At 72.8% G+C, this 22,240-nt stretch carries 19 protein-coding genes; 12 read left to right on the forward strand and 7 right to left on the reverse strand.

Features of this window, described 5'->3' with window-relative positions; all coding sequences use genetic code 11:
• Position 1 precedes the first annotated feature (1 nt).
• From OCU29_RS01755 to ettA, 4 genes are all read left to right on the forward strand, one after another.
• Positions 2-1,123, forward strand: coding sequence for a PrsW family intramembrane metalloprotease (locus OCU29_RS01755; protein WP_179615806.1), 1,122 nt, complete (start codon positions 2-4; stop codon positions 1,121-1,123).
• Positions 1,120-2,889 (forward strand): GTPase domain-containing protein, encoded by a 1,770-nt coding sequence (locus OCU29_RS01760; protein WP_261818575.1) that lies wholly within the window; start codon positions 1,120-1,122, stop codon positions 2,887-2,889. Before OCU29_RS01755 ends, OCU29_RS01760 begins: the two co-directional genes overlap by 4 nt.
• Before the next feature lie 67 nt (positions 2,890-2,956).
• Positions 2,957-4,603, forward strand: coding sequence for a GTPase (locus OCU29_RS01765; protein WP_261818576.1), 1,647 nt, complete (start codon positions 2,957-2,959; stop codon positions 4,601-4,603).
• An 81-nt stretch (positions 4,604-4,684) separates the two neighbouring features.
• Positions 4,685-6,367 (forward strand): energy-dependent translational throttle protein EttA, encoded by a 1,683-nt coding sequence (ettA, locus tag OCU29_RS01770; RefSeq protein ID WP_179615808.1) that lies wholly within the window; start codon positions 4,685-4,687, stop codon positions 6,365-6,367.
• Between the two features lie 30 nt (positions 6,368-6,397).
• Here the strand turns inward: ettA and OCU29_RS01775 are convergent, their stop codons facing one another.
• Entirely contained in the window at positions 6,398-6,913 is a 516-nt protein-coding gene (locus OCU29_RS01775) for a MarR family winged helix-turn-helix transcriptional regulator (protein ID WP_179615809.1), read from the reverse strand.
• A 119-nt stretch (positions 6,914-7,032) separates the two neighbouring features.
• Positions 7,033-8,247, reverse strand: a complete 1,215-nt coding sequence (locus tag OCU29_RS01780) for an acetyl-CoA C-acetyltransferase (RefSeq protein ID WP_179615810.1) — start codon at positions 8,245-8,247, stop codon at positions 7,033-7,035.
• A gap of 137 nt (positions 8,248-8,384) precedes the next feature.
• Here OCU29_RS01780 and OCU29_RS01785 point away from each other — a divergent pair, with 137 nt between their 5' ends.
• Complete coding sequence (locus OCU29_RS01785; protein WP_261818577.1) at positions 8,385-8,600, forward strand: hypothetical protein; 216 nt, start codon at positions 8,385-8,387, stop codon at positions 8,598-8,600.
• Between the two features lie 36 nt (positions 8,601-8,636).
• Complete coding sequence (locus tag OCU29_RS01790) at positions 8,637-9,518, forward strand: thioesterase family protein (protein ID WP_261818578.1); 882 nt, start codon at positions 8,637-8,639, stop codon at positions 9,516-9,518.
• A gap of 40 nt (positions 9,519-9,558) precedes the next feature.
• Here the strand turns inward: OCU29_RS01790 and OCU29_RS01795 are convergent, their stop codons facing one another.
• Both OCU29_RS01795 and OCU29_RS01800 read right to left on the reverse strand, forming a co-directional pair.
• Positions 9,559-9,930 (reverse strand): globin, encoded by a 372-nt coding sequence (locus tag OCU29_RS01795; RefSeq protein ID WP_179615813.1) that lies wholly within the window; start codon positions 9,928-9,930, stop codon positions 9,559-9,561.
• Positions 9,927-10,976 (reverse strand): mechanosensitive ion channel family protein, encoded by a 1,050-nt coding sequence (locus tag OCU29_RS01800; RefSeq protein WP_261818579.1) that lies wholly within the window; start codon positions 10,974-10,976, stop codon positions 9,927-9,929. Before OCU29_RS01800 ends, OCU29_RS01795 begins: the two co-directional genes overlap by 4 nt.
• Positions 10,977-11,152: 176 nt before the next feature.
• Here OCU29_RS01800 and OCU29_RS01805 point away from each other — a divergent pair, with 176 nt between their 5' ends.
• On the forward strand, positions 11,153-11,524 hold the full coding sequence (locus OCU29_RS01805; protein ID WP_261818580.1) for a hypothetical protein: 372 nt from the start codon (positions 11,153-11,155) through the stop codon (positions 11,522-11,524).
• The gene (locus OCU29_RS01810; RefSeq protein WP_261818581.1) at positions 11,511-11,897 is read left to right on the forward strand and encodes a DUF5130 domain-containing protein; all 387 of its coding nucleotides are present in this window, start codon (positions 11,511-11,513) and stop codon (positions 11,895-11,897) included. Before OCU29_RS01805 ends, OCU29_RS01810 begins: the two co-directional genes overlap by 14 nt.
• Positions 11,898-11,995: 98 nt before the next feature.
• Here the strand turns inward: OCU29_RS01810 and pepN are convergent, their stop codons facing one another.
• Positions 11,996-14,545 carry an aminopeptidase N gene (gene pepN / locus OCU29_RS01815; protein WP_261818582.1) on the reverse strand — a complete coding sequence of 850 codons (2,550 nt, stop codon included), beginning with the start codon at positions 14,543-14,545 and terminating at the stop codon, positions 11,996-11,998.
• A 218-nt stretch (positions 14,546-14,763) separates the two neighbouring features.
• Between pepN and OCU29_RS01820 the strand changes: the two genes are divergently transcribed.
• Both OCU29_RS01820 and OCU29_RS01825 read left to right on the forward strand, forming a co-directional pair.
• Positions 14,764-16,404, forward strand: coding sequence for a CHAP domain-containing protein (locus OCU29_RS01820; protein WP_261818583.1), 1,641 nt, complete (start codon positions 14,764-14,766; stop codon positions 16,402-16,404).
• 46 nt (positions 16,405-16,450) lie between these two features.
• Entirely contained in the window at positions 16,451-17,089 is a 639-nt protein-coding gene (locus OCU29_RS01825) for a DsbA family protein (protein ID WP_179615819.1), read from the forward strand.
• 25 nt (positions 17,090-17,114) lie between these two features.
• Here the strand turns inward: OCU29_RS01825 and OCU29_RS01830 are convergent, their stop codons facing one another.
• On the reverse strand, positions 17,115-18,392 hold the full coding sequence (locus OCU29_RS01830) for a DUF2254 domain-containing protein (RefSeq protein WP_179615820.1): 1,278 nt from the start codon (positions 18,390-18,392) through the stop codon (positions 17,115-17,117).
• A gap of 82 nt (positions 18,393-18,474) precedes the next feature.
• Between OCU29_RS01830 and OCU29_RS01835 the strand changes: the two genes are divergently transcribed.
• Positions 18,475-19,701 (forward strand): N-acetylmuramoyl-L-alanine amidase, encoded by a 1,227-nt coding sequence (locus OCU29_RS01835; protein ID WP_261818584.1) that lies wholly within the window; start codon positions 18,475-18,477, stop codon positions 19,699-19,701.
• Between the two features lie 18 nt (positions 19,702-19,719).
• Here the strand turns inward: OCU29_RS01835 and OCU29_RS01840 are convergent, their stop codons facing one another.
• Positions 19,720-20,379, reverse strand: coding sequence for a GPP34 family phosphoprotein (locus OCU29_RS01840; RefSeq protein WP_261818585.1), 660 nt, complete (start codon positions 20,377-20,379; stop codon positions 19,720-19,722).
• Between the two features lie 61 nt (positions 20,380-20,440).
• Between OCU29_RS01840 and metG the strand changes: the two genes are divergently transcribed.
• Positions 20,441-22,237 carry a methionine--tRNA ligase gene (gene metG / locus OCU29_RS01845; RefSeq protein WP_179615823.1) on the forward strand — a complete coding sequence of 599 codons (1,797 nt, stop codon included), beginning with the start codon at positions 20,441-20,443 and terminating at the stop codon, positions 22,235-22,237.
• The last annotated feature ends 3 nt before the right edge of the window (positions 22,238-22,240 follow it).

Raw genomic sequence — 22,240 nt, forward strand, 5'->3', positions numbered from 1 at the left:
CATGGTGCCGGCCCGTCGTGACAACGTCGCCTTCACCGTCGTCGTCACCGCCCTGGTCGTGCTCGGCGCCCTGCCGATCCTGCTGGTCATCGCACTGTCCGGCGGCCCCGGCTCGCTGGTGCTCGCCACGGGTCTCGCGGCCCTGCCGGTGGGGCCGCTGGTGGCCTGCTACCTGTGGCTCGACCGGTACGAGCCCGAGCCGCGCTCGCTGCTGCTGCTGGGCCTGCTGTGGGGTGGTTTCGTGGCCACCGCCGCGGCCCTGCTCGTGCAGGGCGTCGGCGGCTTCTTCGTCGGGGTGACCGAGGCCGCCAGTCTCGCCGTGGTCGCCCCCGTGACCGAGGAGCTCTCCAAGGGCGCGTTCCTGGTGCTGCTGCTGTGGTGGCGCCGCGCCGAGCTGGACGGGGTCCTCGACGGCATCGTGTACGCCGGCATGGTCGGCATCGGCTTCGCCTTCGTCGAGAACATCCTCTACCTCGCCGCCGCCTACAACGGCACCGACGGGATGGGTCCCGGCGGCACCGAGGCGCTGACCGCCACCTTCGTGGTGCGCTGCCTCTTCAGCCCCTTCGCCCACCCGTTCTTCACCACCTTCATCGGCATCGGCGTCGGCCTGGCGGTGGGCTCGCGCTCCCCGGCGGTACGGGTGCTGGCGCCGCTGGGGGGCTACGTGCTGGCCGTCCTGGCCCACGGGCTGTGGAACGGCTCGACCATCTTCGGGGTCGGCAGCTTCGTGGTGGTCTACCTCGTGCTGATGTTCCCGGCGCTGGTCGGGCTCTTCGCGATCGCCGTGTGGGCGCGCCGCTCGGAGCGCACGATGCTGGCCGCCGCCCTGGGCGACGCGGCGCAGCGCGGTCTGCTGCCCGCCACCGACATCGGCTGGGTCGTCGACCTCGGGGCGCGTCGCCGGGCTCGCCGCCACGCCCGCCAGGCGGGTGGTGCCGCCGGCGAGGCTGCCATGCGTGACTACCAGCAAGCGGTGATCGAGCTCGGATTCCTGCATCATCGCTACCTGCGGGGCACCCCTCCGCCAGACTTCGCACTCCGAGGACAGCACTACGTCGCGCGTATCCGCGCCGTACGACCGTCCATCGCCTTCCCCGGACAGGTGGTTCCGACCCGATGACAGCCCCGCACGACGCCAGCCCCGACGGCCCCAGCGGCCCGAGCGGGGTCGACGACGCGCAGATGCTCACCGCGCTGGTGCGCCTGCGCGGCGCCCTCCAGGCCGCGACCCTGCCGCTCGACCTGCCCGGGGTCGAGGAGCTGCGCACCTCGCACCAGGAGATGGTCGACCAGCTCGAGGACTACGTGATCCCGCGGGTCATGACGATCGACGCGCCGCTGCTGACCGTCGTCGGCGGCTCGACCGGCGCCGGCAAGTCGACCCTGGTCAACTCGCTCGTGGGCCGTCGCGTCACCGAGCCCGGGGTGCTGCGCCCCACGACGCGCTCGCCGGTGCTGGTGCACCACCCCGACGACGGGCACTGGTTCGGCCAGGACCGGCTGCTGCCCGACCTGCGCCGGGTCGAGCACTCGACCAACGACCCCGACGCGCTCCAGCTGGTGGCCTCCGACACCGTGCCGCAGGGCCTGGCCGTCCTCGACGCCCCCGACGTCGACTCGGTCGAGGAGCGCAACCGCACCCTGGCCGCCCAGCTGCTCGCGGCCGCCGACCTGTGGCTCTTCGTCACCTCGGCCGCCCGGTACGCCGACCAGGTGCCCTGGGGCTTCCTCAAGCAGGCCGCCGACCGCTCGACGGCCGTCGCGGTCGTGCTCGACCGCACCGCGCCCGACGCGGTGCAGACCGTGTCGACCCACCTGGCCCGGATGCTGGCCTCGCGCGGGCTCAAGGACTCCCCGCTCTTCGTGGTCAACGAGGGGCCGGTCGACGAGGCGGGGCTGCTGCCGCCCGGTCACGTCGCCGACGTGCGCGGGTGGCTGGAGTCGCTGGCCGCCGACGCCGGCGCCCGGGCCGCGGTGGTCAAGCAGACCCTCGACGGCGCGATCCGCAGCATCACCCACCACGTGCACCCGGTCGCCGACGCCGCGGCCGTGCAGGTCGACACCGCGGCCACGCTGCGCCACGAGGCGGAGCGGGCCTACGAGCGCGCCGCGGCCGACGCGGTCAAGGCGACCGCCGACGGCACGCTGCTGCGCGGCGAGGTGCTCGCCCGCTGGCAGGAGTTCGTCGGCACCGGCGAGCTGCTGAAGTCGCTGGAGAACCGGGTCGGCTGGCTGCGCGACCGCGTGGTCAACGCCGTCAAGGGCAAGCCCCAGCAGGCCGAGCGGGTCACCGTGGCGGTCGAGTCGGGCCTCGAGCTGCTCATCCTCGAGCACGCCGAGCAGGCCGCCGAGCGGGCAGAGGCCGCCTGGCAGCAGCACGCCGCCGGCGTCGGCCTCCTGGCCCAGGCCGGGCCCGACATCGGCCGGGCCTCGCGCGACCTGCGCCGGCGGGCCGAGCGCGCCGTGCGCGAGTGGCAGGGCGACGTGCTCGAGCTGGTCAAGGCCGAGGGCGCCGACAAGCGCTCCACCGCGCGGTTCCTGGCCTTCGGCGTCAACGGGCTCTCGGTCGCGCTGATGGTGGTCGTCTTCACCCACACCGCCGGCCTGACCGGGGCCGAGGCCGGGATCGCGGGCGGCTCGGCCGCCCTGGGCCAGAAGCTCCTCGAGGCGGTCTTCGGCGACCAGGCGGTGCGCGGACTGGCCGAGCGGGCCCGGCGGATGCTCGAGGAGCGCATCACCGGGCTCCTCGACGCCGAGCGCCGGCGCTTCACCGACCTGGTCGACGCGCTGGGCCTGGCGCCCGACGCCGCCGAGCAGCTGCGCCAGGCCGCGCGCCGTGTCGACGACGTCCGCTTCGCCGCCGCACCCAAGCCGGGTCGGCCCTGACCACGAGACTGCCGGCGCGGCCCCCTAGGGTGTCGCCCAGCACTGACCGCACGCTGAGTGGGAGAACATGACGTCCTTGCTCGAGGGGGCCAAGAAGCTGGTCACCCGTGGGACCGACACCGGCGCCCGCATCGATGGTCTCGCCGCCGCCGCCGAGGCGGCGCGCGGGCGGCTCGACGACGCCCTCGTCGACGACGCGGAGAAGGTGGTCGACCGGGCCACCAGCCGGCTGCGCCTCTCGGCCGCGCACACCGTGGTCGCGATCGCCGGCGCCACCGGCTCGGGCAAGTCCTCCACCTTCAACGCCCTGACCGGGCTGGAGCTGTCCGCGGTCGGCGTACGTCGACCGACCACGTCGTGGGCCACCGCCTGCGTGTGGGGCAGCGACGGCGCCGGTGAGCTGCTCGACTGGCTGGGCATCCCGCCGCGGCACCAGACCACCCGCGACTCCATGCTCGACACCCGGCGCGAGTCGCAGGCGCTCGAGGGCGTGGTCCTGCTCGACCTGCCCGACCACGACTCGACCGAGGTCTCCCACCACCTCGAGGTCGACCGCCTGGTGGCGCTGGCCGACATGCTCGTGTGGGTCCTGGACCCCCAGAAGTACGCCGACGCCGCGATCCACGACCGCTACCTGGCGCCGCTGAAGACCCACGAGGGCGTCATGGTCGTGGTGCTCAACCACATCGACACCGTGCCGGCCGAGGGCCGCGAGGCGATGCTGGCCGACGTACGCCGCCTGCTCGAGGCCGACGGTCTGGGCCGGGTGCCCGTGATCGGGATCAGCGCCCGCCAGGGCCTGGGCCTCGACGAGCTGCGCGGTGAGATCGAGTCGCGGGTGCGGGCCAAGAAGATGACCGCCGAGCGGATCGAGTCCGACGTGCGCGCCGCCGCGGCCCGCCTGCAGGAGGCCGGGGGTGCCGCGCCGACCCGCGCGCTGTCCGACCAGCGGGTGCACGCGATGCAGGACGCCTTCGCCGAGGCCGCCGGGGTGCCGACCGTGGTCGAGGCCGTCGAGCGCTCGACCCGGCTGCGGGCCGGCCGGGCGACCGGCTGGCCGCTGGTCTCGTGGACCAGCCGGCTGCGTCCCGACCCGCTCAAGAAGATGCAGCTCGACCTCGGCGGCTCCGCCAAGGCGCTGCGCGGTCGCGAGAGCGCGGTGCCCGAGACGACGTCGGTGCAGCGGGCCCGGGTCGACTCCGAGGTGCGCTCCCTGGTCGACGAGGCGACGCAGGGCCTCGGGCGCCCCTGGGCCGACGCGGTGCGCCGCGCCTCGGTGCAGCGCCTGCCCGAGATCGGCGACCGGCTCGACGACGCGCTGCGCGGCGTCGACCTGCAGACCTCCCGCATCCCGGTCTGGGCCGGGGTGGTGCGGGTGCTGCAGTGGGTGCTGGTCGTCACCGCGCTGGTCGGCGGCGCCTGGACGGTGGCCACCGCCCTGTCCGGCACCCTCGACGACACCCCCGTCTACGCCGGGGTCGCGCTGCCGCTGCTCCTGCTGCTCGGCGGGGTCGGGCTCGGGGTGCTGCTGGCACTGGTGTGCCGGGGACTCGTGGCCGGCACGGCCAGACGACGCGCCTCGGTGGCCGACACCCGGCTGCGCGAGGCGGTCGGCGCGGTCGCCCACGACCTGGTGGTCAGCCCCGTCGAGGCCGAGCTCGCGGCGTACACCCGCGCGCGCGGCGGGCTGTCGAAGGCGCTCGCCGAGCGCTGAGCGCGCGCCCCGCTCGCGCGGGGGCCCGGGGCGGGGGACCCCGGGGAGCCGGGGCGGGGCCGAGCAACTAGGCTCGGAAACATGGCGGAATATGTCTTCACACTGCGCAACGTGCGCAAGGCCCACGGTGACAAGGTCGTCCTCGACAACGTCACCCTCTCGTTCCTTCACGGCGCCAAGATCGGCGTGGTGGGCCCCAACGGCACCGGCAAGTCGTCGCTGCTGAAGATCATGGCCCAGCTCGACCACGCCAACAACGGCGACGCGATCCTCGACCCCGGTGCGACGGTCGGGATGCTCCAGCAGGAGCCCCCGCTCACCGAGGGCAAGACGGTCCTCGAGAACGTCGAGGAGGCGGTCGCCGAGACCAAGGCGAAGATGGCGCGCCTCGACGAGCTCTACATGATGATGGGCGACCCCGACGCCGACCAGGACAAGGTCGCGACCGAGGCCGGCGACCTGCAGAGCGAGCTCGACGCGGCCAACGTCTGGGACCTCGACAGCCGGCTCGACCAGGCGATGGACGCGCTGCGCTGCCCGCCGGCCGACGCCGTGGTCGACAACCTCTCCGGTGGCGAGCGCCGCCGGGTCGCGCTGTGCAAGCTGCTGCTGCAGCAGCCCGACCTGCTGCTGCTCGACGAGCCCACCAACCACCTCGACGCCGAGTCGGTGCAGTGGCTCGAGGGGCACCTGGCCAGCTACCCGGGCGCCGTCCTGGCCGTGACCCACGACCGGTACTTCCTCGACAACGTCGCCCAGTGGATCCTCGAGCTCGACCGGGGCCAGGCGCACCCCTACGAGGGCAACTACTCCACCTACCTGGAGACCAAGAAGGACCGGCTCAAGGTCGAGGGGCAGAAGGACGCCAAGCGCGCCAAGATGCTCGAGAAGGAGCTGGAGTGGGTGCGCTCGAACCCCAAGGCGCGCCAGGCCAAGAGCAAGTCGCGGCTCGCGCGCTACGAGGAGATGGCGGCCGAGGCCGACCGGATGCGCAAGATCGACACCTCCGAGATCAACATCCCGGCCGGGCCCCGGCTCGGTGACGTGGTGCTCGAGGCCAAGGGCCTGACCAAGGGCTTCGAGGGCCGCACCCTCATGCACGACCTGTCCTTCTCGCTGCCCCGCGCCGGCATCGTCGGCGTCATCGGCCCCAACGGCGTCGGCAAGACCACCCTGTTCCGGATGATCACCGACCAGGAGCAGCCCGACGAGGGCTCGCTCGACGTGGGTCAGACCGTCAAGATCTCCTACGTCGACCAGAGCCGCGGCGGCCTCGACGCGACCAAGAACGTGTGGGAGGTCGTCTCCGACGGGCTCGACTTCATCAAGGTCGCGAACTTCGAGATGAACTCGCGCGCGTACGTCGCCTCGTTCGGCTTCAAGGGCCCCGACCAGCAGAAGAAGGCCAACGTCCTGTCCGGAGGTGAGCGCAACCGCCTCAACCTGGCGCTGACGCTGAAGATGGGCGGCAACCTGCTGCTGCTCGACGAGCCCACCAACGACCTCGACGTCGAGACCCTGTCCTCGCTCGAGGACGCGCTGCTCGACTTCCCCGGCTGCGCCGTGGTCACCTCCCACGACCGGTGGTTCCTCGACCGCGTCGCGACCCACATCCTGGCCTGGGAGGGCGACGAGGACGACCCGGCGAGCTGGTTCTGGTTCGAGGGCAACTTCGCGGCCTACGAGGAGAACAAGATCGAGCGCCTGGGTGTCGAGGCGGCGCGTCCGCACCGCGTCACCCACCGTCGCCTCACGCGCGACTAGCAGTCCGCTCGGCCCGCCGGCCGGGACCGCTCAGCGGCCCGGCTGGCGGATCTCCATCTCGGGGTGGCAGGCCACCAGGGCGTCGGAGACGGCGTTCATCACCCGTCCCATCGCCGCGAGGTCCTCGGCGGGCACGAGGTCGACGAGGTGGTCGCGCACGCCGTTGACGTGCACCGGTGCGCTCCGCTCCAGCAGCTCGCGCCCGGCGTCGGTCAACCAGCACATGATGCCGCGGCCGTCCTCGGGCGAGGAGCGGCGCTCCACCAGGCCGGCCCGCTCCATGCGGGCCACCGTGTGGGTGACCCGGCTGCGGCTGTGCGCCAGCGCGTCGGCGAGCTGCGCCATGCGCAGGCGCCCGTCGCGCTCGGAGAGGCGCACGAGGATCTCGTACTCGGTCAGCGAGAGCCCGCAGCCCTGCCGCAGGTCGTCGTCGAGCCGGTCGAAGAGCAGCGTCGAGCCGAGCACGAGCGCACGCCAGGCGTGCTGCTGCTCGGTGTCGAGCCAGCGCCCGGTGACGCGGGCGGGGGAGCTGTCGGTGCTGGTCACGCCCCACACTGTAGTGCGGCCCCCATGCCGCGCGGCACACCCAGGACGGGCGAGACCCCCGGCACCGAGGTGCCGGGGGTCTCGTCGAGCGGGCCGTGGGGCCCGGGTCAGCGGGTGGCTCAGAGACGCTCGAGGATGAGCGCCATGCCCTGGCCGCCACCGACGCACATGGTGATCAGGCCGGTGCTCTTGTCGTGCCACTCCAGGCTGTTGAGCATGGTGTTCTGCAGGCGGGCGCCGGTCATGCCGAAGGGGTGGCCCACGGCGATCGCGCCACCGTTGACGTTGAGGCGGTCCAGGTCGATGCCGAGGTCCTGGTAGGACGGCACCACCTGCGCGGCGAAGGCCTCGTTGATCTCGACGAGGTCGATGTCGCCGATGCTCATGCCGGCGTGCTTGAGGGCGTTGCGGGTCGCCTCGACCGGGCCGAGGCCCATGATCTCGGGGGACAGGCCGCTCACGCCGGTGGAGACGATGCGCGCCAGCGGCTTGAGGCCGAGCTCCTCGGCCTTGGTGTCGCTCATGATGACGACCGCGGCGGCGCCGTCGTTGAGGGCGCAGCAGTTGGCCGCGGTCACGACGCCGTCGGGACGGAAGACCGGCTTGAGGTCCTTGATCGCGTCGTAGGTGACGCCGGCGCGCGGGCCGTCGTCGGCCGAGACGACCGTGCCGTCGGGCAGCGTCACCGGGGTGATCTCGCGGGCCCAGAAGCCGTCGTTGATCGCCTTCTCGGCGAGGTTCTGGCTGCGGACGCCGAACTCGTCGAGCTCCTTGCGGTCGAGCCCGCGCAGCCGCGCGACGTTCTCGGCCGTCTGGCCCATGGCGATGTAGACGTCGGGCAGCGCGCCGTTCTCGCGGGGGTCGACCCAGTCCTGGCCGCCCTCGGCGAGCTTGTCGGTGCGGGCCTTGGCCTCGTCGAAGAGGTGGTTGTGGGTGTCGGGCCAGTGGTCCGAGGTGCCCTTGGCGAAGCGCGAGACGGTCTCGACGCCCGAAGAGATGAAGACGTCGCCCTCGCCCGCCTTGATGGCGTGGAAGGCCATCCGGGTGGTCTGCACCGAGGAGGAGCAGTAGCGGGTGATGGTCGCGCCGGGCACGTCGTCCATGCCGTTGAGGACGTTGACGACGCGCGCCAGGTTGTTGCCCGACTCGCCGCCGGGCAGGCCCACGCCCATGTAGTGGTCGTCGACGCTGTTGGGGTCGAGCGCCGGGACCTTGTCGAGCGCGGCCTTGATGATCAGCGCGCTCAGGTCGTCGGGACGCATGTCCTTGAGCGAACCCTTGTTGGCGCGGCCGATGGGCGAGCGGGCGGTGGAGACGATGACTGCCTCAGGCATGGATGGGGACCGGCTCTCTGTTCGGGGACGATGAAGTCGCTGCCACCCTAGTCGAGGGTCCGGTGCGGGTCGGCGGACGTGTCGCGGGTCTCCCCCCACGTGGGGTCCGGTCGGGCCGACGCGGACGTACTCTCGGTATGTCCGACGTCCCGCAGCAGAACCCGGAGCTCCACATGGTCACCGTCACCACCCCCGTCGCCGTCCTCTACGTCCTCACCCTCGCCGTCGCGGCGCTGGTCGGTGCCGTGGTCACGGGTGTCGCCGCCACCGCCCTCACCGGCCACCGCCGTCGCCGTCGTGCGGCCGGCCTGAGCATCCCCGTCTACTACCGGGGTCTCAGCGGCGCGCGCTGACCCGCGGGCGCCCGGCGGGTCTGGCACGATCGCCCGATGCGCCACCGCTACGAGTGCCCCGTGCGATGGGCCGACCTCGACCTGCTCGGACACGTCAACAACGTCGTGTACGTCGACTACCTGCAGGAGGCGCGCGTCGACATGATGCGCCACCACCGGGGCGGTGCCGCCGCCCAGCAGTCGGCCGAGGGCCTCGTCGAGGGCCTGGTCGTGGTGCGCCACGAGGTCGACTACCGCACGCCCCTAAAGTTCCGGTTCGCGCCGGTGAGCATCGAGTGCTGGGTGGTGCAGGTGCGCGCCGCCAGCTTCACGATGGCCTACGAGATCTTCGACGAGCACCCCGACGGCAGCCGCACCGTCCACCTCACGGCCACGACCGTGCTGACCCCCTTCGTCTTCAGCCAGGAGCGGCCGCGGCGGCTCACCGCCGAGGAGCGCCAGGCGCTCGCCGCCTACGTCGAGGACCCCGGCCCGGGGGAGCGGGCGACCCGCACCCCGGCGCACCGCGAGGAGGCCGGGCACTACCCCGTGCACGTGCGCTTCAGCGACGTCGACGTCTACGGCCACGTCAACAACGTGCGCTACTTCGAGTACCTGCAGGAGGCCCGCATCTCGCTCCTGGCGCGCCTGTGGGACGACCCGGCCGGGGCGAGCCGCGCCTCGATGGTCCTGGCGCGCGCCGAGGTCGACTACAAGGTGCCGATCCTGCACCGCGAGGCGGCGTACGACGCCTGGTCGTGGGTCAGCCACGTCGGCACCAGCTCGGTGGTCGTCGAGAGCGAGATCTGCGACGGCGGGACCGTCCTGGCGCGGGCCCGGGTGGTGCTCGTCTTCGTCGACGCGGGCACCGGGCGCTCGGCGCCGCCGCCGGCGGCCCAGCGCGAGCCGCTCGTGGCGATGCTGGCTCGCGCCGGCTGAGCCGACCCGTCGAGCCGGTCGAGCGGTCGGGCGGGGCCCGTCAGTCGAGGGTGTTGACCATGAACTGGGCGGCGTGGGTGACGTAGTCCCAGAACGTCTGGCGCTGCTCCTCGGTGAGGTCAACCTCGTCGAGGGCGGCCCGGAAGTGCAGCAGCCAGTGGTCACGGGCCTCGGGGTTGACCGCGAAGGGGGCGTGGCGCATCCGCAGCCGGGGGTGGCCCCGGGTGTCGGAGTACGTCGTGGGCCCGCCCCAGTACTGCATCAGGAACAGCGCGAAGCGGTCCTCGGCCGGGGCCAGGTCCTCCTCGGGGTACATCGGGCGCAGCACCTCGTCGCCGGCCACGCCCTCGTAGAAGCGGTGGACGATCGCGCGGACCGTCGCCTCGCCCCCGATCTCGTCGTAGAACGTCACCGGCCCATCATCTCGCTGTCGGCCGCGGGCTCCTCCGAGGCACCCCGGGCGTCGCGCTCGTCGCGGTGCCACACCACCCGCTGCGGGAAGGGGATCTCGATGCCCTCGATGTCGAAGCGGGCCTTGATGCGCTGGCGCATCTCGCGCGCGACACCCCACTGCAGGCCGGGGGCGGTCTTGAGCGCCACCCGCACCGCGATGCCGTCGGCGCCCAGGTCCTGCACGCCCCAGACCGAGGGCTCCTCGATGACCTTGCCCTTGAAGTCCTCGTCGTCCCACAGGTCGTGGGCGACGTCCTCGAGCACCCGGCGCACCTCGACCAGGTCGGCGTCGTAGGAGACCGAGACGTCGAGCACGGTGCGGGCCCAGTTCTGGCTCATGTTGCCGACCCGGGCGATCTCGCCGTTGCGGACGTACCAGACGGTGCCGTTGATGTCGCGCAGCCGCGTGACGCGCAGGCTGACGGCCTCGACGGTGCCGATGGCCTCGCCCAGGTCGATCTCGTCGCCGACGCCGTACTGGTCCTCGAAGATCATGAAGACGCCCGAGAGGAAGTCGGTGACCAGGGACTGGGCGCCGAAGCCGACGGCCAGGCCCACGATGCCGGCGCTGGCGATGATCGGGGCGATGTTGACGCCGATCTCGCTGAGCACCATCGTGCCCACGATCGCCAGCACGAGGCCGGTGATGATGCTCTTGAGCAGGCTCCCCATCGTCTTGGCCCGCTGCACGCGGCGGGTGGCGTTGAGCGACTCGCTCGCCGCCTGCACCTTCGCGGCGCGGCCCTTGCGGAAGCGGTGCACCTGGTCGGGCAGCACCCCGTCCTGGGCGCGGGCCACGATCCGGTCCACCACGCGGTGCAGCACCCAGCGCAGCACGAAGCCGAGGAGGACGAGCCCCAGGACCGCCATCGGCTTGCCGATCAGCAGGTCGGCGGTGTTCGCGAGCTTGTTGCTGCCGGTCTGGTCCTTGACCCAGTTGCAGACCTGCTCGGACTCGTCGCACCGACCCTTGATCAGGGAGGACAGGGATACGAGGGGAACCATGCCTGCCAGTCAAACAGGTGGCCGGTGCCGACCCCCAACCCTGCACGTGTCGACCGGGTCACGTCCGGCGGGCCGACGGCTGTTCCCCGCCCCGCTTCCCGCCCCGCTTCCGGCCCGGGTGACCAGGGGGGTGGGCGCGGTTCGAGAGGTGGGCGGCGAGCCGATATCCTTCGGTCGTGAGCACCCTGATCACCTCCTCCGTCCTGGCCCGTCGTGCCCGCACGCTGCTGCTCGCGCTCGGCGCGGCCGGCACCGCCGTCGTGCTCAGCGCCGCACCGGCCGCCGCCGACGTCCCCGAGGGCTGGTCCGACCCGGCCGCCGTCGACCCGCTCGGCTGGCTGCTGGTCCTCGTCGGGCTGCCCGTGCTCGGCGTGCTCGTGCTGACGGCGCTGGTCTACGGCCCGCCGCTGGCGCGCGGGGAGCGGGTGGCGCCGGGTGCGCCGCCGGTCGAGAACCAGTGGATCGGCGGCCCGCGCCGCGCCACCGGTGAGCTCGCGGCCCCCGACAGCGACGACTCGCAGGCGGGTGGCTCCAGTGCCCGCTGGTGACCCCTTCTCCTCCGCCGAGCACGCGGCGCTCGACGCGACGATCCGTCGCGCCGAGCAGCTGTGCCGCATGGAGATCTCGGTCTTCGTCGGCAACGCCGAGGGCGAGCCCCGGGCCTTCGCGACGAGCCTGCACAACACGCTCGTGGCGCCCTCGCGCAGCATCCTGATCATGGTCGACCCGACCCAGCGGTTCCTCGAGATCGTCACGGGCGGGTTCGTGCGGCGTACCCTCAGCGACCGCGAGGTCGAGCTGGCCGCCCTGCACATGCAGCAGGACTTCGCCGCCGGCGACCTCGCCGGCGGCCTGCGCCGCGGGATCGAGATGCTCGCCGAGCACGCGCGACCCCCGCGCACCCTGCACGCCCAGGCCTGACAGCCGAGCAGTCACTTCTGAACCTTCGAGCGGTCACTCCTGACCGCCGAGAGGTTCAGACGTGACCTCTCGGTGGTTCAGAAGTGACCGCTCGGCCGTCAGCGGCGGGCGTCCCGCTCCTGGGCGGCCAGCGCGCGCAGCACGTCGGCGCGGCCCTCGAGCACGAAGCGCTGGGCGGCGGCGGGCGCCGCGGTGCGCTCGAGCCAGGCGTCGACCTTCTCCACGAGCTCCGCGCTCGCGAGCGGGCTGGGGAAGATGTAGTTGAGCACGGTGGAGGCGCGGTGGGTGCCCAGGTGGTCCCAGAGCGTCTCGGCGGCCTCGAGGTACTTGTCGGCGTACGGCGCCAGGACGTCCTCCTGGCCCTGGCGCATGAACGAGAACACGATCGAGCGGGCGGTCTCGTTGGGCACGTCGGTGCGCTCGACCGCCAGCTCCCACGCCTCGGCCTTGGCGTCGGCGTCGGGACGGGCGGCGCGGGCCGCGGCGGCGTGCTCCTGGCCCGAGATGGTGGCGTCGCCGGCCAGCTCGTCCTCGATGCGCGAGCCGGCGCGGCCCGCGGCGGCCAGCGAGGTCACCAGCGACCAGCGCAGGTCCTGGTCGACGCTGAGGCCCTCGATCTCCCAGGTGCCGTCGAGCAGGCCGGCCACGTCGTCGAGGGCGCGGTCGCTGTGCGCCGCTCCCGCGTAGGAGCGCACGAAGGTCAGCTGCTGGTCGCTGCCGGGCTCGGCGGCCAGCGCCAGCTCGCGCAGCCCGGTCTCCCAGCGCGCCAGCAGGGCGGCGCGCCCCTCGGGTGCGGAGTACGCCGAGGCCGCGGTCGCGGCGGTGCTCGGGATCCGGCTGACGCCCCAGGGGTCGGTCTCGCTGCCGATGTTGGCCAGCACCAGCTCGACGTAGTCGGTGGCGGCCATCTCGGCGTCGCGGGTCATGTCCCACGCCGCGCCCCACACCAGCGCGCGCGCCAGCGAGTCGTCGACGCGCGAGAGGCCCGCGATGGCGGTGGCCAGCGAGCGCTCGTCGAGCCGGATCTTGGCGTAGGTCAGGTCGGCGTCGTTGAGCAGCAGCAGGTCGGGCTGCGCCTCCCCGGCGAGATCGGCGATCTCGGTGAGCTCGCCCTCGACGTCGGTCTCGACGTAGCGGGTGCGCACCAGGCGGCCCTCGACCTCGTTGTAGAGGCCGATCCCGAGGCGGTGGCGACGCAGCTGCGGCCAGTCGGGGTGGGCGCCCTGGCGCACGGCCAGGCGGGTGTAGCGGCCCTCGGTGTCGAGGTCGAACTCGGCGCTGAGGGTGTTCACGCCGGCGGTCTGCAGCCACTCCTTGGCCCAGCCCGACAGCTCGCGGCCCGAGGACTTCTCCAGCGCGGCGAGCAGGTCGGCGAACTCAGAGTTGCCGTAGGCGAAGTCCGTGAAGTACTGCTGCAGCCCGCCGAGGAAGTCCTCGAGGCCGACCCAGGCCACCAGCTGCTTGAGCACCGAGGCGCCCTTGGCGTAGGTGATCATGTCGAAGTTGACCTCGACGGCCTGGAGGTCGTGGTTGTCGGCCGCGATCGGGTGCGTGCTGGGCAGCTGGTCGGCGCGGTAGCCGGTCTGCTTGCGCGCGTTGGCGAAGCCGGTCCAGGAGTCGGTGAACTCCGTGGCCTCCACCTCGGCGTGGTAGCAGGCCCACTCGGCGAAGGACTCGTTGAGCCACAGGTCGTCCCACCACTTCATGGTCACCAGGTCGCCGAACCACATGTGGGCCATCTCGTGCAGGATCACCGAGCAGCGGAACTCGTAGAACGAGCGCGGCTGGCGCGAGCGCGGCAGGTACTCGTCGCGCAGCGTCACGGCGCCGGCGTTCTCCATCGCGCCCATGTTGTACTCCGGCACGTAGAGCTGGTCGTACTTGCCGAAGGGGTAGGGGAAGTCGAAGGCCTCCTCGAAGAACGCGAAGCCCTGCCGGGTGATGGTCAGGACGTCGTCGAGGTCGCGCTCGAGGTACTCCACCAGCGACTGGCGGCAGTAGTGGCCCAGCGGGATGGTGCCGTGCTTGCCCTCGTAGGAGTCCTGGACCTCGTGGTACTCGCCGGCGATCAGCGCGGTGATGTAGGTCGACATCGGCTTCGTGGGCTCGAACTCCCACACGGCGCGGCCGTCGCCGAGGCCCTGCGGCTCGGGGGTGGGGGAGTTGGAGACGACCTTCCAGTCCTCGGGCGCGGTGACCCGGAAGCTGAAGACCGACTTGAGGTCGGGCTGCTCGAAGGTCGTGTAGACGCGCCGGGCGTCGGGCACCTCGAACTGCGAGTAGAGGTAGACCCGGTCGTCGGCGGGGTCGACGAAGCGGTGCAGGCCCTCGCCGGTGTGGGAGTAGGTGCAGTCGGCCCGCACGACCAGCTCGTTGTCGGCCGCGAGGTCGTCGAGCGCGATCCGGCTGTCGGCGTACGCCGTCGCGGGGTCGAGGCTGCGCCCGTTGAGGGTGATCTCGTGGACGGTCGCGTCGACGAGGTCGGCGAAGGTGGCCGCCCCCGGCTCGCTGCAGGTGAAGGAGATGGTGGTCGTGGACGCGAAGGTCTTCTCGCCCGTCGTGAGGTCCAGGTCGATGGAGTACGACGTGACGTCCAGGAGGGCGGCGCGGGTGGCGGCCTCGTCCCGGGTGAGGTTGGTTCCAGGCATGGCGCCGATCATCGCACCGCCCGGCCCCGGGACCGCAACCAGATAGCCGGAGCACCCCTGGCCGCGCCGGGCCCGGCGTGGCAGGGTCTCCTGGGGCGGGTGAGTCCTGCTGCGACCGGTGTGACAAAAGTGAAAAAAATCGACTCGACCGGCGTGTCGGTGCTTGACGTGGGGTTTAATCCCCACTCGTGATGATGACTCGGGATGCGCTGCGTGCTGTGACGAGCCGACCCCCCGGGCCGGGCGCCCGCCGGGGCGCGGGACGCCTGGTGGGGCTGCTGCTCGCGCTGGCCGTCTCCCTGGTGGTCCTGCCGGCCGTGCCGGCGCAGGGCTACTCGACCTACCTGTGCACCGGCTACGCCTCGTGCGAGTCGAAGGGCTACTCGCACGCCGGCTACCGCACCGCGGGCCAGCAGATGTACTGGCGGATGTACGCCGGGCACAACTGCACCAACTACGTCGCCTACCGCCTGGTGCAGAACGGGATGCCCAACGAGCGCCCGTGGACCGGCAGCGGCAACGCCACCAACTGGGGCGAGGCCATGAAGCACCTGGTCGACGGCACCCCGGTCGTCGGCTCGATCGCCTGGTGGCGCGCCGGGGTGCCCGGCGGCGGGTCCGTGGGCCACCTGGCTTACGTCGAGCAGGTGGTCTCGTCCGACGAGATCATCGTCTCGGAGGACTCCTGGGGCGGCGACTTCCACTGGCGCCGCATCACCACGTCGGGCTCGGGCTGGCCGACCGGCTTCATCCACTTCCGCGACCAGCAGGTCGAGGCGCAGGAGGCGCCCAGCATCACCGGCGACGCCGCGGTCGGCGCGACCCTGCGCGCCACCCCGGGCAGCTGGAAGCCCGCGAGCAGCACCCGCCTGCAGTGGTACGCCGGCAACACCCCGATCGCCGGCGCCGACGAGGAGACGTTCACCCCCACCGCCGCGCAGCGCCGCAACCGCCTCTCGGTGGCCGTCGTGGCCACCAAGAAGGGCTACGCCGACGGCACCGCGACGTCCTCGCGCACCAGCAAGGTCAAGCCCGGCACCCTCACCACGCGCAGCGCGCCCACCGTCACCGGCACCGCCCGCGTCGACGAGGTCCTGACCGCGACCCGCGGCGGCTACGAGCCGACCCCCGAGCAGACCGGCCTGCAGTGGTACGCCGACGGCTCGCCCCTCGAGGGGGCCACGACGGCGCGGCTGCGGCTGACGCCGGAGCTGGTCGACAAGCGGGTCGAGGTGCGCGAGACCGCGACCCTCGACGGCTACCGCACCAGCACCGTCGCGGTCGACGCCGGCCGGGTGGCGCCGGGCGTGCTCGTGGTGTCGGAGCCCTTCACGCTCACGGGCAAGGCCCGCCTGGGCAAGACCCTCGAGGTCGGGCGCGGCACCTACGCCCCCGCCGACGCCGAGGTCACCTACACCTGGCGCCGCGACGGCCAGGTCGTCACCGGCTCCTCCGTCGGCGCCGGCGGACGCCGCTACTCCCTCGGCGAGGGCGACGTGGGCCGGGTCCTCGAGGTCACCGTCGAGGTCTCGCGACCCGGCTACACGACGTACACCGGCGTGCTGGGCACCGACGGCCCGGTCACCACCCGCTCGTCGATGGTGGTCGACGCGGTCGGGCGCACGCGCAAGGTGGTGGCCGACGTGTCCGTCACCGCCGTCGGGGTCGCGGAGCCCGGCGGAGTGGTGCGGCTGCTGGTCGGCGACCGCGAGAAGGTCGCCGAGCTCGAGGGCGGCGTCGTGCGGCTGCGGCTGGCCCGGCTCGACCCCGGCACCCACCGGGTGCGGGTCGTCTACGACGGCACCGACGTGGTCCGGCGCTCGCGCGAGGTCGTGCGGGTCGAGGTGCCCCGGCGCTGAGGCGACGGTCGGGAATAGCCCGGCGGGGCAGGTGATTGAACCTTCCATGACTTCCGAGACCGCCACGGCGTCCAGCACGTCCACCACCTCCACGGCCGACTTCTGGTTCGATCCCCTGTGCCCCTTCGCCTGGATCACCTCGCGGTGGGTCCTCGAGGTCGAGAAGGTGCGCGACGTCGAGGTCAGCTGGCACCTGATGAGCCTGTCCTACCTCAACGAGGGCAAGGACGTGCCCGAGGAGTACCGCAAGGCGCTGGAGAAGGGCTGGGGCCCGGTGCGCGTCGCCATGGCCACCTGGCAGCGGCACGGCCAGGACCAGCTGCTCCCGCTCTACAGCGCCATGGGCACCCGCATCCACGACGACGGGCGCGGCCCCGAGCGCGACGTGGTCGTCGACGCCCTCGCCGAGGTCGGGCTGCCGTCGTCGCTGATCGAGGCGTGGGACGACGCGTCGTACGACGACGCCATCCGCGCCTCGCACCACGAGGGCATGGACCAGGTCGGCGACGAGGTCGGGACCCCGACCATCGCGATCGACGGCACCGCCTTCTTCGGCCCCGTGCTCACCTCGATCCCGCGCGGCGAGGAGGCCGGCCGGGTCTGGGACGGCGCGGTGCTGCTGGCCGGCTACCCGCAGTTCTTCGAGCTCAAGCGCTCGCGCACCGCGGAGCTCGACTTCAGCTGAGGCTGGGTCGGCCGGGTCAGCCGGGTCAGCCGGCGGTGTCGAGGGCGGCCAGCTGCGACTGCTTGCGCTGCAGCGCCTCGCGGTGCTCGGGGCGGGCGTCGACCAGCAGGTCGTCGAGCATCGCGCGCAGGCGTCGGGGGATCTGCAGGCTGTCCGCGCCCCAGTGGGCGATCTCGTCGACCGCGAGGTCGAGCAGCTCGGCGAACGTGACCTCGCGCGTGACCAGCCGGGCCGTCCCGTCCCCGTCGAGGTGCACGGGGTAGGGGTCGGACTCGGCGGCGATGCGGTGCAGCAGGTCGTGCAGCTGGTCGACGACCTGCACGGCGGTCGTCGGGTCGTTGATGCCGGGGGAGAGGGCCCGCTCGGCGATGTCGACCAGGCGTCGCAGCCCGAAGGAGATGTCCTGCTGCAACGACCGCTCGCGGGCGAGGTCGAGGTGGCGACCCAGGACCCGGGTCCAGTCGACGTCCGTGCCGCGGCCGCCGTGCACCATCGCCAGCGGGCGCGACTCGACCAGGAACGTGCCGAGCGGGTGCAGCAGCTCGACCCGTACGTCGTGGCGCTGCGCGGCCGCGGCGACCTGGTCGACGTCGACCGCGTCGAGGTAGCCGCTGCTGCGCGCCAGCACCACCTGCTGGTGCCCCAGGTAGGGCAGGTCGGGCGGGCCGTCGGGCATGCGGGTGCGGGCGCCGCGCCCGCGCTCGAGCAGGCCGCGCGTCTCCGCGGCGCTGCGGTGCAGGATGTTGGAGATGCCCACCGAGGCCGTGATGTGGTTGATGAACATCAGGAACATCGCCACCGCCGCGACGACCAGCGCGAACGCCAGGGTCACCGCCAGCTGCGGGACGGGGCTGTCGCCCGCGTCGGCAAGCGACCTCAGCACGGTCAGGGCGTAGACGAAGGTGGCGGTGAAGACGCCCAGCGTGTGCTGGGTGACGCGGTCCTGCAGGAAGGTCTGCAGCACCCGGGGCGAGAACTGGCTGCTGGCCAGCTGCAGGACGACCATGGTGTTGGAGAAGACCAGCCCGGTCACCGAGATCATCGCGCCGGCGATGCTGGACAGCACGCTTCGCGCGCCCTCGACGTCGCCGGGGAAGAGGAAGGGCAGCAGGTCGGACAGGCCGGTCGAGTCGAGCCGGGGGACCACCAGCCCGAGCGCGATCGCGCCGAGCGACCACAGGGCCGGGACCACCCAGAACGGGCGCACCAGCCGGCTGGCCAGGCGGGCGAACCAGCCCCGCCCGGCCTGGCGGCCGGAGGGTGCGGCAGGCACGGGGCTGGGCTGCGGCTGCGGGGTGCTCACCGCCCCATTCCTACCGCCTGGGGGCCGGGGCGGCAGTGACAGGGGATCGACACTGTGACGGCAGTGACGCATGATGTCAGTGATGTCTAGCCCACCGATGCCGCGCCGCACCCTGGTCACCCGGGCCGCGGCCCTGTCGACCGTGCCCGCCCTCGGTGCCCTCGCGGGACCCCTCGCGCCGCCCGTCTCGGGTGCCACCACCACCCGTTCCGGCGGCGTGACCACCCACGAGATCAGCCTCGGCGGGCAGCGGCTCGCGCGCAGCGGGACGGGGCGCTGGGCCACCGGTCGCCTCGACACCGCGACGTACCGGATGCTCGCGCTGACCTGGAGCGGCGCGGCGCCGGGCCTGCGGGTGCGCACCCGCAGCGGTGGCCGGTGGTCGTCGTGGCAGGCGCTGCGCGTGCTGCACGACGGGCCCGACGCCGGCAGCGGCGAGGACAAGGGACGCCGCGGCACCGACCCGCTGTGGCTGCCCGAGGCCGACGGCGTCGAGGTGCTCGTCGTCGGACGGCGACCCAGCGACCTCCGCCTGGTGCTGATCCACGCCGAGCAGCGCGCGCAGGACGCACGGGTGCGTCCGTCGCTGCCCGGCGCCCGTGCCGCCGCCAAGGGCGAGCCCACTGACGAGCCCACCGACGGGCCCACCGACGAGCCGGCCGAGGAGGGCGACGCCACGGCCCGCCGCCCGAGCCGCTCGCCGCGGCCGCGGCTGCTGAGCCGCAGCGACTGGGGCGCCGACGACTCCTGGCGCGACGGCAAGCCGGTGATGTGCCGCACCATCCACCAGGTGCACGTGCACCACACCGCCAGCGGCAACGACTACAGCCGTGGCGACGTGCCGGCCCTGATCCGCTCGATGTACCGCTACCACACCCAGTCGCTGGGCTGGTCCGACATCGGCTACAACTTCCTGGTCGACAAGTTCGGCCGCACCTGGGTCGGGCGCGCCGGGGGGCCGGGGCGCCCCGTGCGCGGCGCCCACACGCTGGGGTTCAACAACACCTCGATGGGCGTCGCGGTCATCGGCAACCTCGAGACCACCGGGGTCACCTCCAAGACGGTCACCGCCCTGGTCAAGCTCGCGGCGTGGAAGCTCGACAAGTACCGCCGTCGCCCGTCGGGCAAGGTGCGGGTCTACTGCACCGGCAGCGACAAGTACCGGCGCGGCTGGGTCAAGCTGCGCGTCATCGACGGCCACCGCGACACCAACGACACCGCCTGCCCGGGCCAGTCGCTCTACGCCAAGCTGCCCGCGATCCGGCGCCGCACCCGCAAGCGCGCCAAGAAGTACGGCGGCACCGGCTGAGCCGTCGACCTGCCCGGCTCACACCCCGCCGACGTAGGTCCCCGAGCCCGCGGCCGCGATCGCGTCCTTGACCGCCTTCGCCGCCCAGGCGACCTCGGCGTCGTCGGCGACGTCGCGGGCCCGGGCCCGCACCCGCGAGGCCCGCATGCCCTGGTGGTCGACGACCTTGTGGGCGCGCCCGACGGCGTGCAGCAGCGCGACGAGGGCCGCCGTACGCGGGTCGGGCCGGGCGCCGCCGACCAGCACCGAGGTCAGCTCGCGCCGCAGCACGGCCTCGCGGGTGCCGTCGCGCTCGGGCCAGCGGGTGCGGTGGAACAGCCCGAGCACGGTGTCGTCGCGCCGCTCGAGCACCCCCTGCTCGACGAGGCGCCCGGCCAGCGGTTCCTCGACCCCGCGCCCGAGGCGGGTCACCAGGTGCTGCGGACTGCGCTCCTTGTGGGCCACCTCGGTCCAGGCCGCCGCGAGCAGGGCGTCCGTGGGGGCGTCGGTGCCGAGGGCGCGCACCGTCCGGCGGCGCAGCAGGCCGCCGTGCTCGACGACCTCGACGCGCCCGGCCCGGTCGAGCTCGACGAGCAGCGCGCCCCCCAGCGCGGGCACCAGGTAGGTGCTGCCGTGGGGTGCTCCCGAGGCGTCGTCGAGCAGCAGGAGCAGCAGGTCCTCCGCGACCGACGTGGTCATGACCTCGACGGTAGCCGCACCGCCGCACCGGGTCGACGGACGCACTCCTAGGATTCCCCCCATGAGCAGAGTCCTGTCGGCAGTCGCCTGGCCCTACGCCAACGGTCCGCGCCACATCGGCCACGTCGCCGGTTTCGGTGTGCCCTCCGACGTGTTCAGCCGCTACATGCGCATGGCCGGCCACGACGTGCTGATGGTCTCGGGCTCCGACGAGCACGGCACCCCGATCCTGATCGCCGCCGACGAGGCCGGGGTCGCCCCCCAGGAGCTCGCCGACAAGAACCACCGGGTCATCGCCGAGGACCTCGCGGCGCTCGGCTGCACCTACGACCTCTACACCCGCACCACCACGCGCAACCACCACGCGGTGGTGCAGGAGCTGTTCCTGGGCGTGCACGCCAACGGCTACTTCGTCGAGCAGACCACGCACGGCGCCATCTCGCCCTCGACCGGGCGCACCCTGCCCGACCGCTACATCGAGGGCACCTGCCCGATCTGCGGCGCCGGCGGCGCGCGCGGCGACCAGTGCGACACCTGCGGCAACCAGCTCGACCCCGCCGACCTGGTCGACCCGGTCTCCAAGATCAACGGCGAGACGCCGGAGTTCATCGAGACCCAGCACTTCTTCCTCGACCTGCCGGCGCTGGCCGAGGCGCTGGGGGAGTGGCTCGACGAGCGCGAGGCCACCGGCCTGTGGCGGCCCAACGTGATCCGCTTCAGCCAGAACATCCTCAAGGAGATCCGGCCGCGGGCGATGACCCGCGACATCGACTGGGGCATCGCGGTGCCGCTCGACGGGTGGCGCGAGCAGCCCACCAAGAAGCTCTACGTCTGGTTCGACGCCGTCATCGGCTACCTCTCGGCCTCGATCGAGTGGGCCCGGCGCAGCGGCGACCCCGAGGCCTGGCGCCAGTGGTGGAACGACCCCGAGGCGCTGTCCTACTACTTCATGGGCAAGGACAACATCACGTTCCACTCCCAGATCTGGCCGGCCGAGCTGCTGGCCTACTCGGGCAAGGGCGAGCGCGGGGGCACGACGCACTCCTACGGCGAGCTCAACCTGCCCACCGAGGTGGTCAGCTCGGAGTTCCTGACCATGGAGGGCCGCAAGTTCTCCTCCTCCAAGAAGGTCGTCATCTACGTGCGCGACCTGCTCAGCCGCTACCAGCCCGACGCGTTCCGCTTCTTCGTGGCCTCGGCCGGCCCCGAGAACCAGGACTCCGACTTCACCTGGGCCGAGTTCGTGCGCCGCACCAACGACGAGCTGGTCGCCGGCTGGGGCAACCTGGTCAACCGCACCGCGACGCTGATCGCCAAGAACTTCGGCGAGATCCCCGCGGCCGGCCCGCTGGAGCCGCAGGACGAGGAGGTGCTCGCGGTCGCGGAGGCGGCCTTCGGCCTCGTCGGCGACCTGCTGGAGCGGCACCGCCTCAAGGCCGCCATCGGCGAGGCGATGCGGGCGGTGGGCGTGGTCAACAAGTACGTCTCCGACTCCGAGCCCTGGAAGCTCAAGGGCGACGACCAGCGCGAGCGGCTGGCCACGATCCTGCACGTGGTCGCCCAGTGCGTGGCCGACCTCAACCTCGTGCTCGCCCCGTTCCTGCCGTTCTCGGCCAACGCCGTCGACCGCGCGCTGGGGGGCACCGGCGAGATCGCGCCGATGCCGCGCATCGAGGAGGTCGAGGACCTCGACGGCGGCCCCGGCTACCCGGTCATCACCGGCGACTACACCACCGCCCCGGCCTGGCGGCGCCACCCGATCGTCGTCGGCACCCCCGTCGAGAAGCCCACCCCCGTCTTCACCAAGCTCGACCCCGCGGTCGCCGAGGAGGAGGTCGCGCGCCTCGCCGAGGCCTGACGG

Source organism: Nocardioides sp. OK12, from assembly GCF_024341885.1.
In the GTDB taxonomy this organism is placed as follows: domain Bacteria; phylum Actinomycetota; class Actinomycetes; order Propionibacteriales; family Nocardioidaceae; genus Nocardioides; species Nocardioides marinisabuli.

What these genes read in the sequence shown, in the direction of transcription:
- OCU29_RS01800 (WP_261818579.1), bottom strand. Translation starts at nt 10,976, where the DNA reads ATGGTTCCCCTCGTATCCCTGTCCTCCCTGATCAAGGGTCGGTGCGAC.
- OCU29_RS01790 (WP_261818578.1), top strand. Translation starts at nt 8,637, where the DNA reads ATGCGCCACCGCTACGAGTGCCCCGTGCGATGGGCCGACCTCGACCTG.
- OCU29_RS01780 (WP_179615810.1), bottom strand. Translation starts at nt 8,247, where the DNA reads ATGCCTGAGGCAGTCATCGTCTCCACCGCCCGCTCGCCCATCGGCCGC.
- OCU29_RS01840 (WP_261818585.1), bottom strand. Translation starts at nt 20,379, where the DNA reads ATGACCACGTCGGTCGCGGAGGACCTGCTGCTCCTGCTGCTCGACGAC.
- OCU29_RS01760 (WP_261818575.1), top strand. Translation starts at nt 1,120, where the DNA reads ATGACAGCCCCGCACGACGCCAGCCCCGACGGCCCCAGCGGCCCGAGC.
- OCU29_RS01825 (WP_179615819.1), top strand. Translation starts at nt 16,451, where the DNA reads ATGACTTCCGAGACCGCCACGGCGTCCAGCACGTCCACCACCTCCACG.
- OCU29_RS01785 (WP_261818577.1), top strand. Translation starts at nt 8,385, where the DNA reads ATGTCCGACGTCCCGCAGCAGAACCCGGAGCTCCACATGGTCACCGTC.
- OCU29_RS01835 (WP_261818584.1), top strand. Translation starts at nt 18,475, where the DNA reads ATGTCTAGCCCACCGATGCCGCGCCGCACCCTGGTCACCCGGGCCGCG.
- OCU29_RS01755 (WP_179615806.1), top strand. Translation starts at nt 2, where the DNA reads ATGGTGCCGGCCCGTCGTGACAACGTCGCCTTCACCGTCGTCGTCACC.
- metG (WP_179615823.1), top strand. Translation starts at nt 20,441, where the DNA reads ATGAGCAGAGTCCTGTCGGCAGTCGCCTGGCCCTACGCCAACGGTCCG.
- pepN (WP_261818582.1), bottom strand. Translation starts at nt 14,545, where the DNA reads ATGCCTGGAACCAACCTCACCCGGGACGAGGCCGCCACCCGCGCCGCC.
- OCU29_RS01765 (WP_261818576.1), top strand. Translation starts at nt 2,957, where the DNA reads ATGACGTCCTTGCTCGAGGGGGCCAAGAAGCTGGTCACCCGTGGGACC.
- ettA (WP_179615808.1), top strand. Translation starts at nt 4,685, where the DNA reads ATGGCGGAATATGTCTTCACACTGCGCAACGTGCGCAAGGCCCACGGT.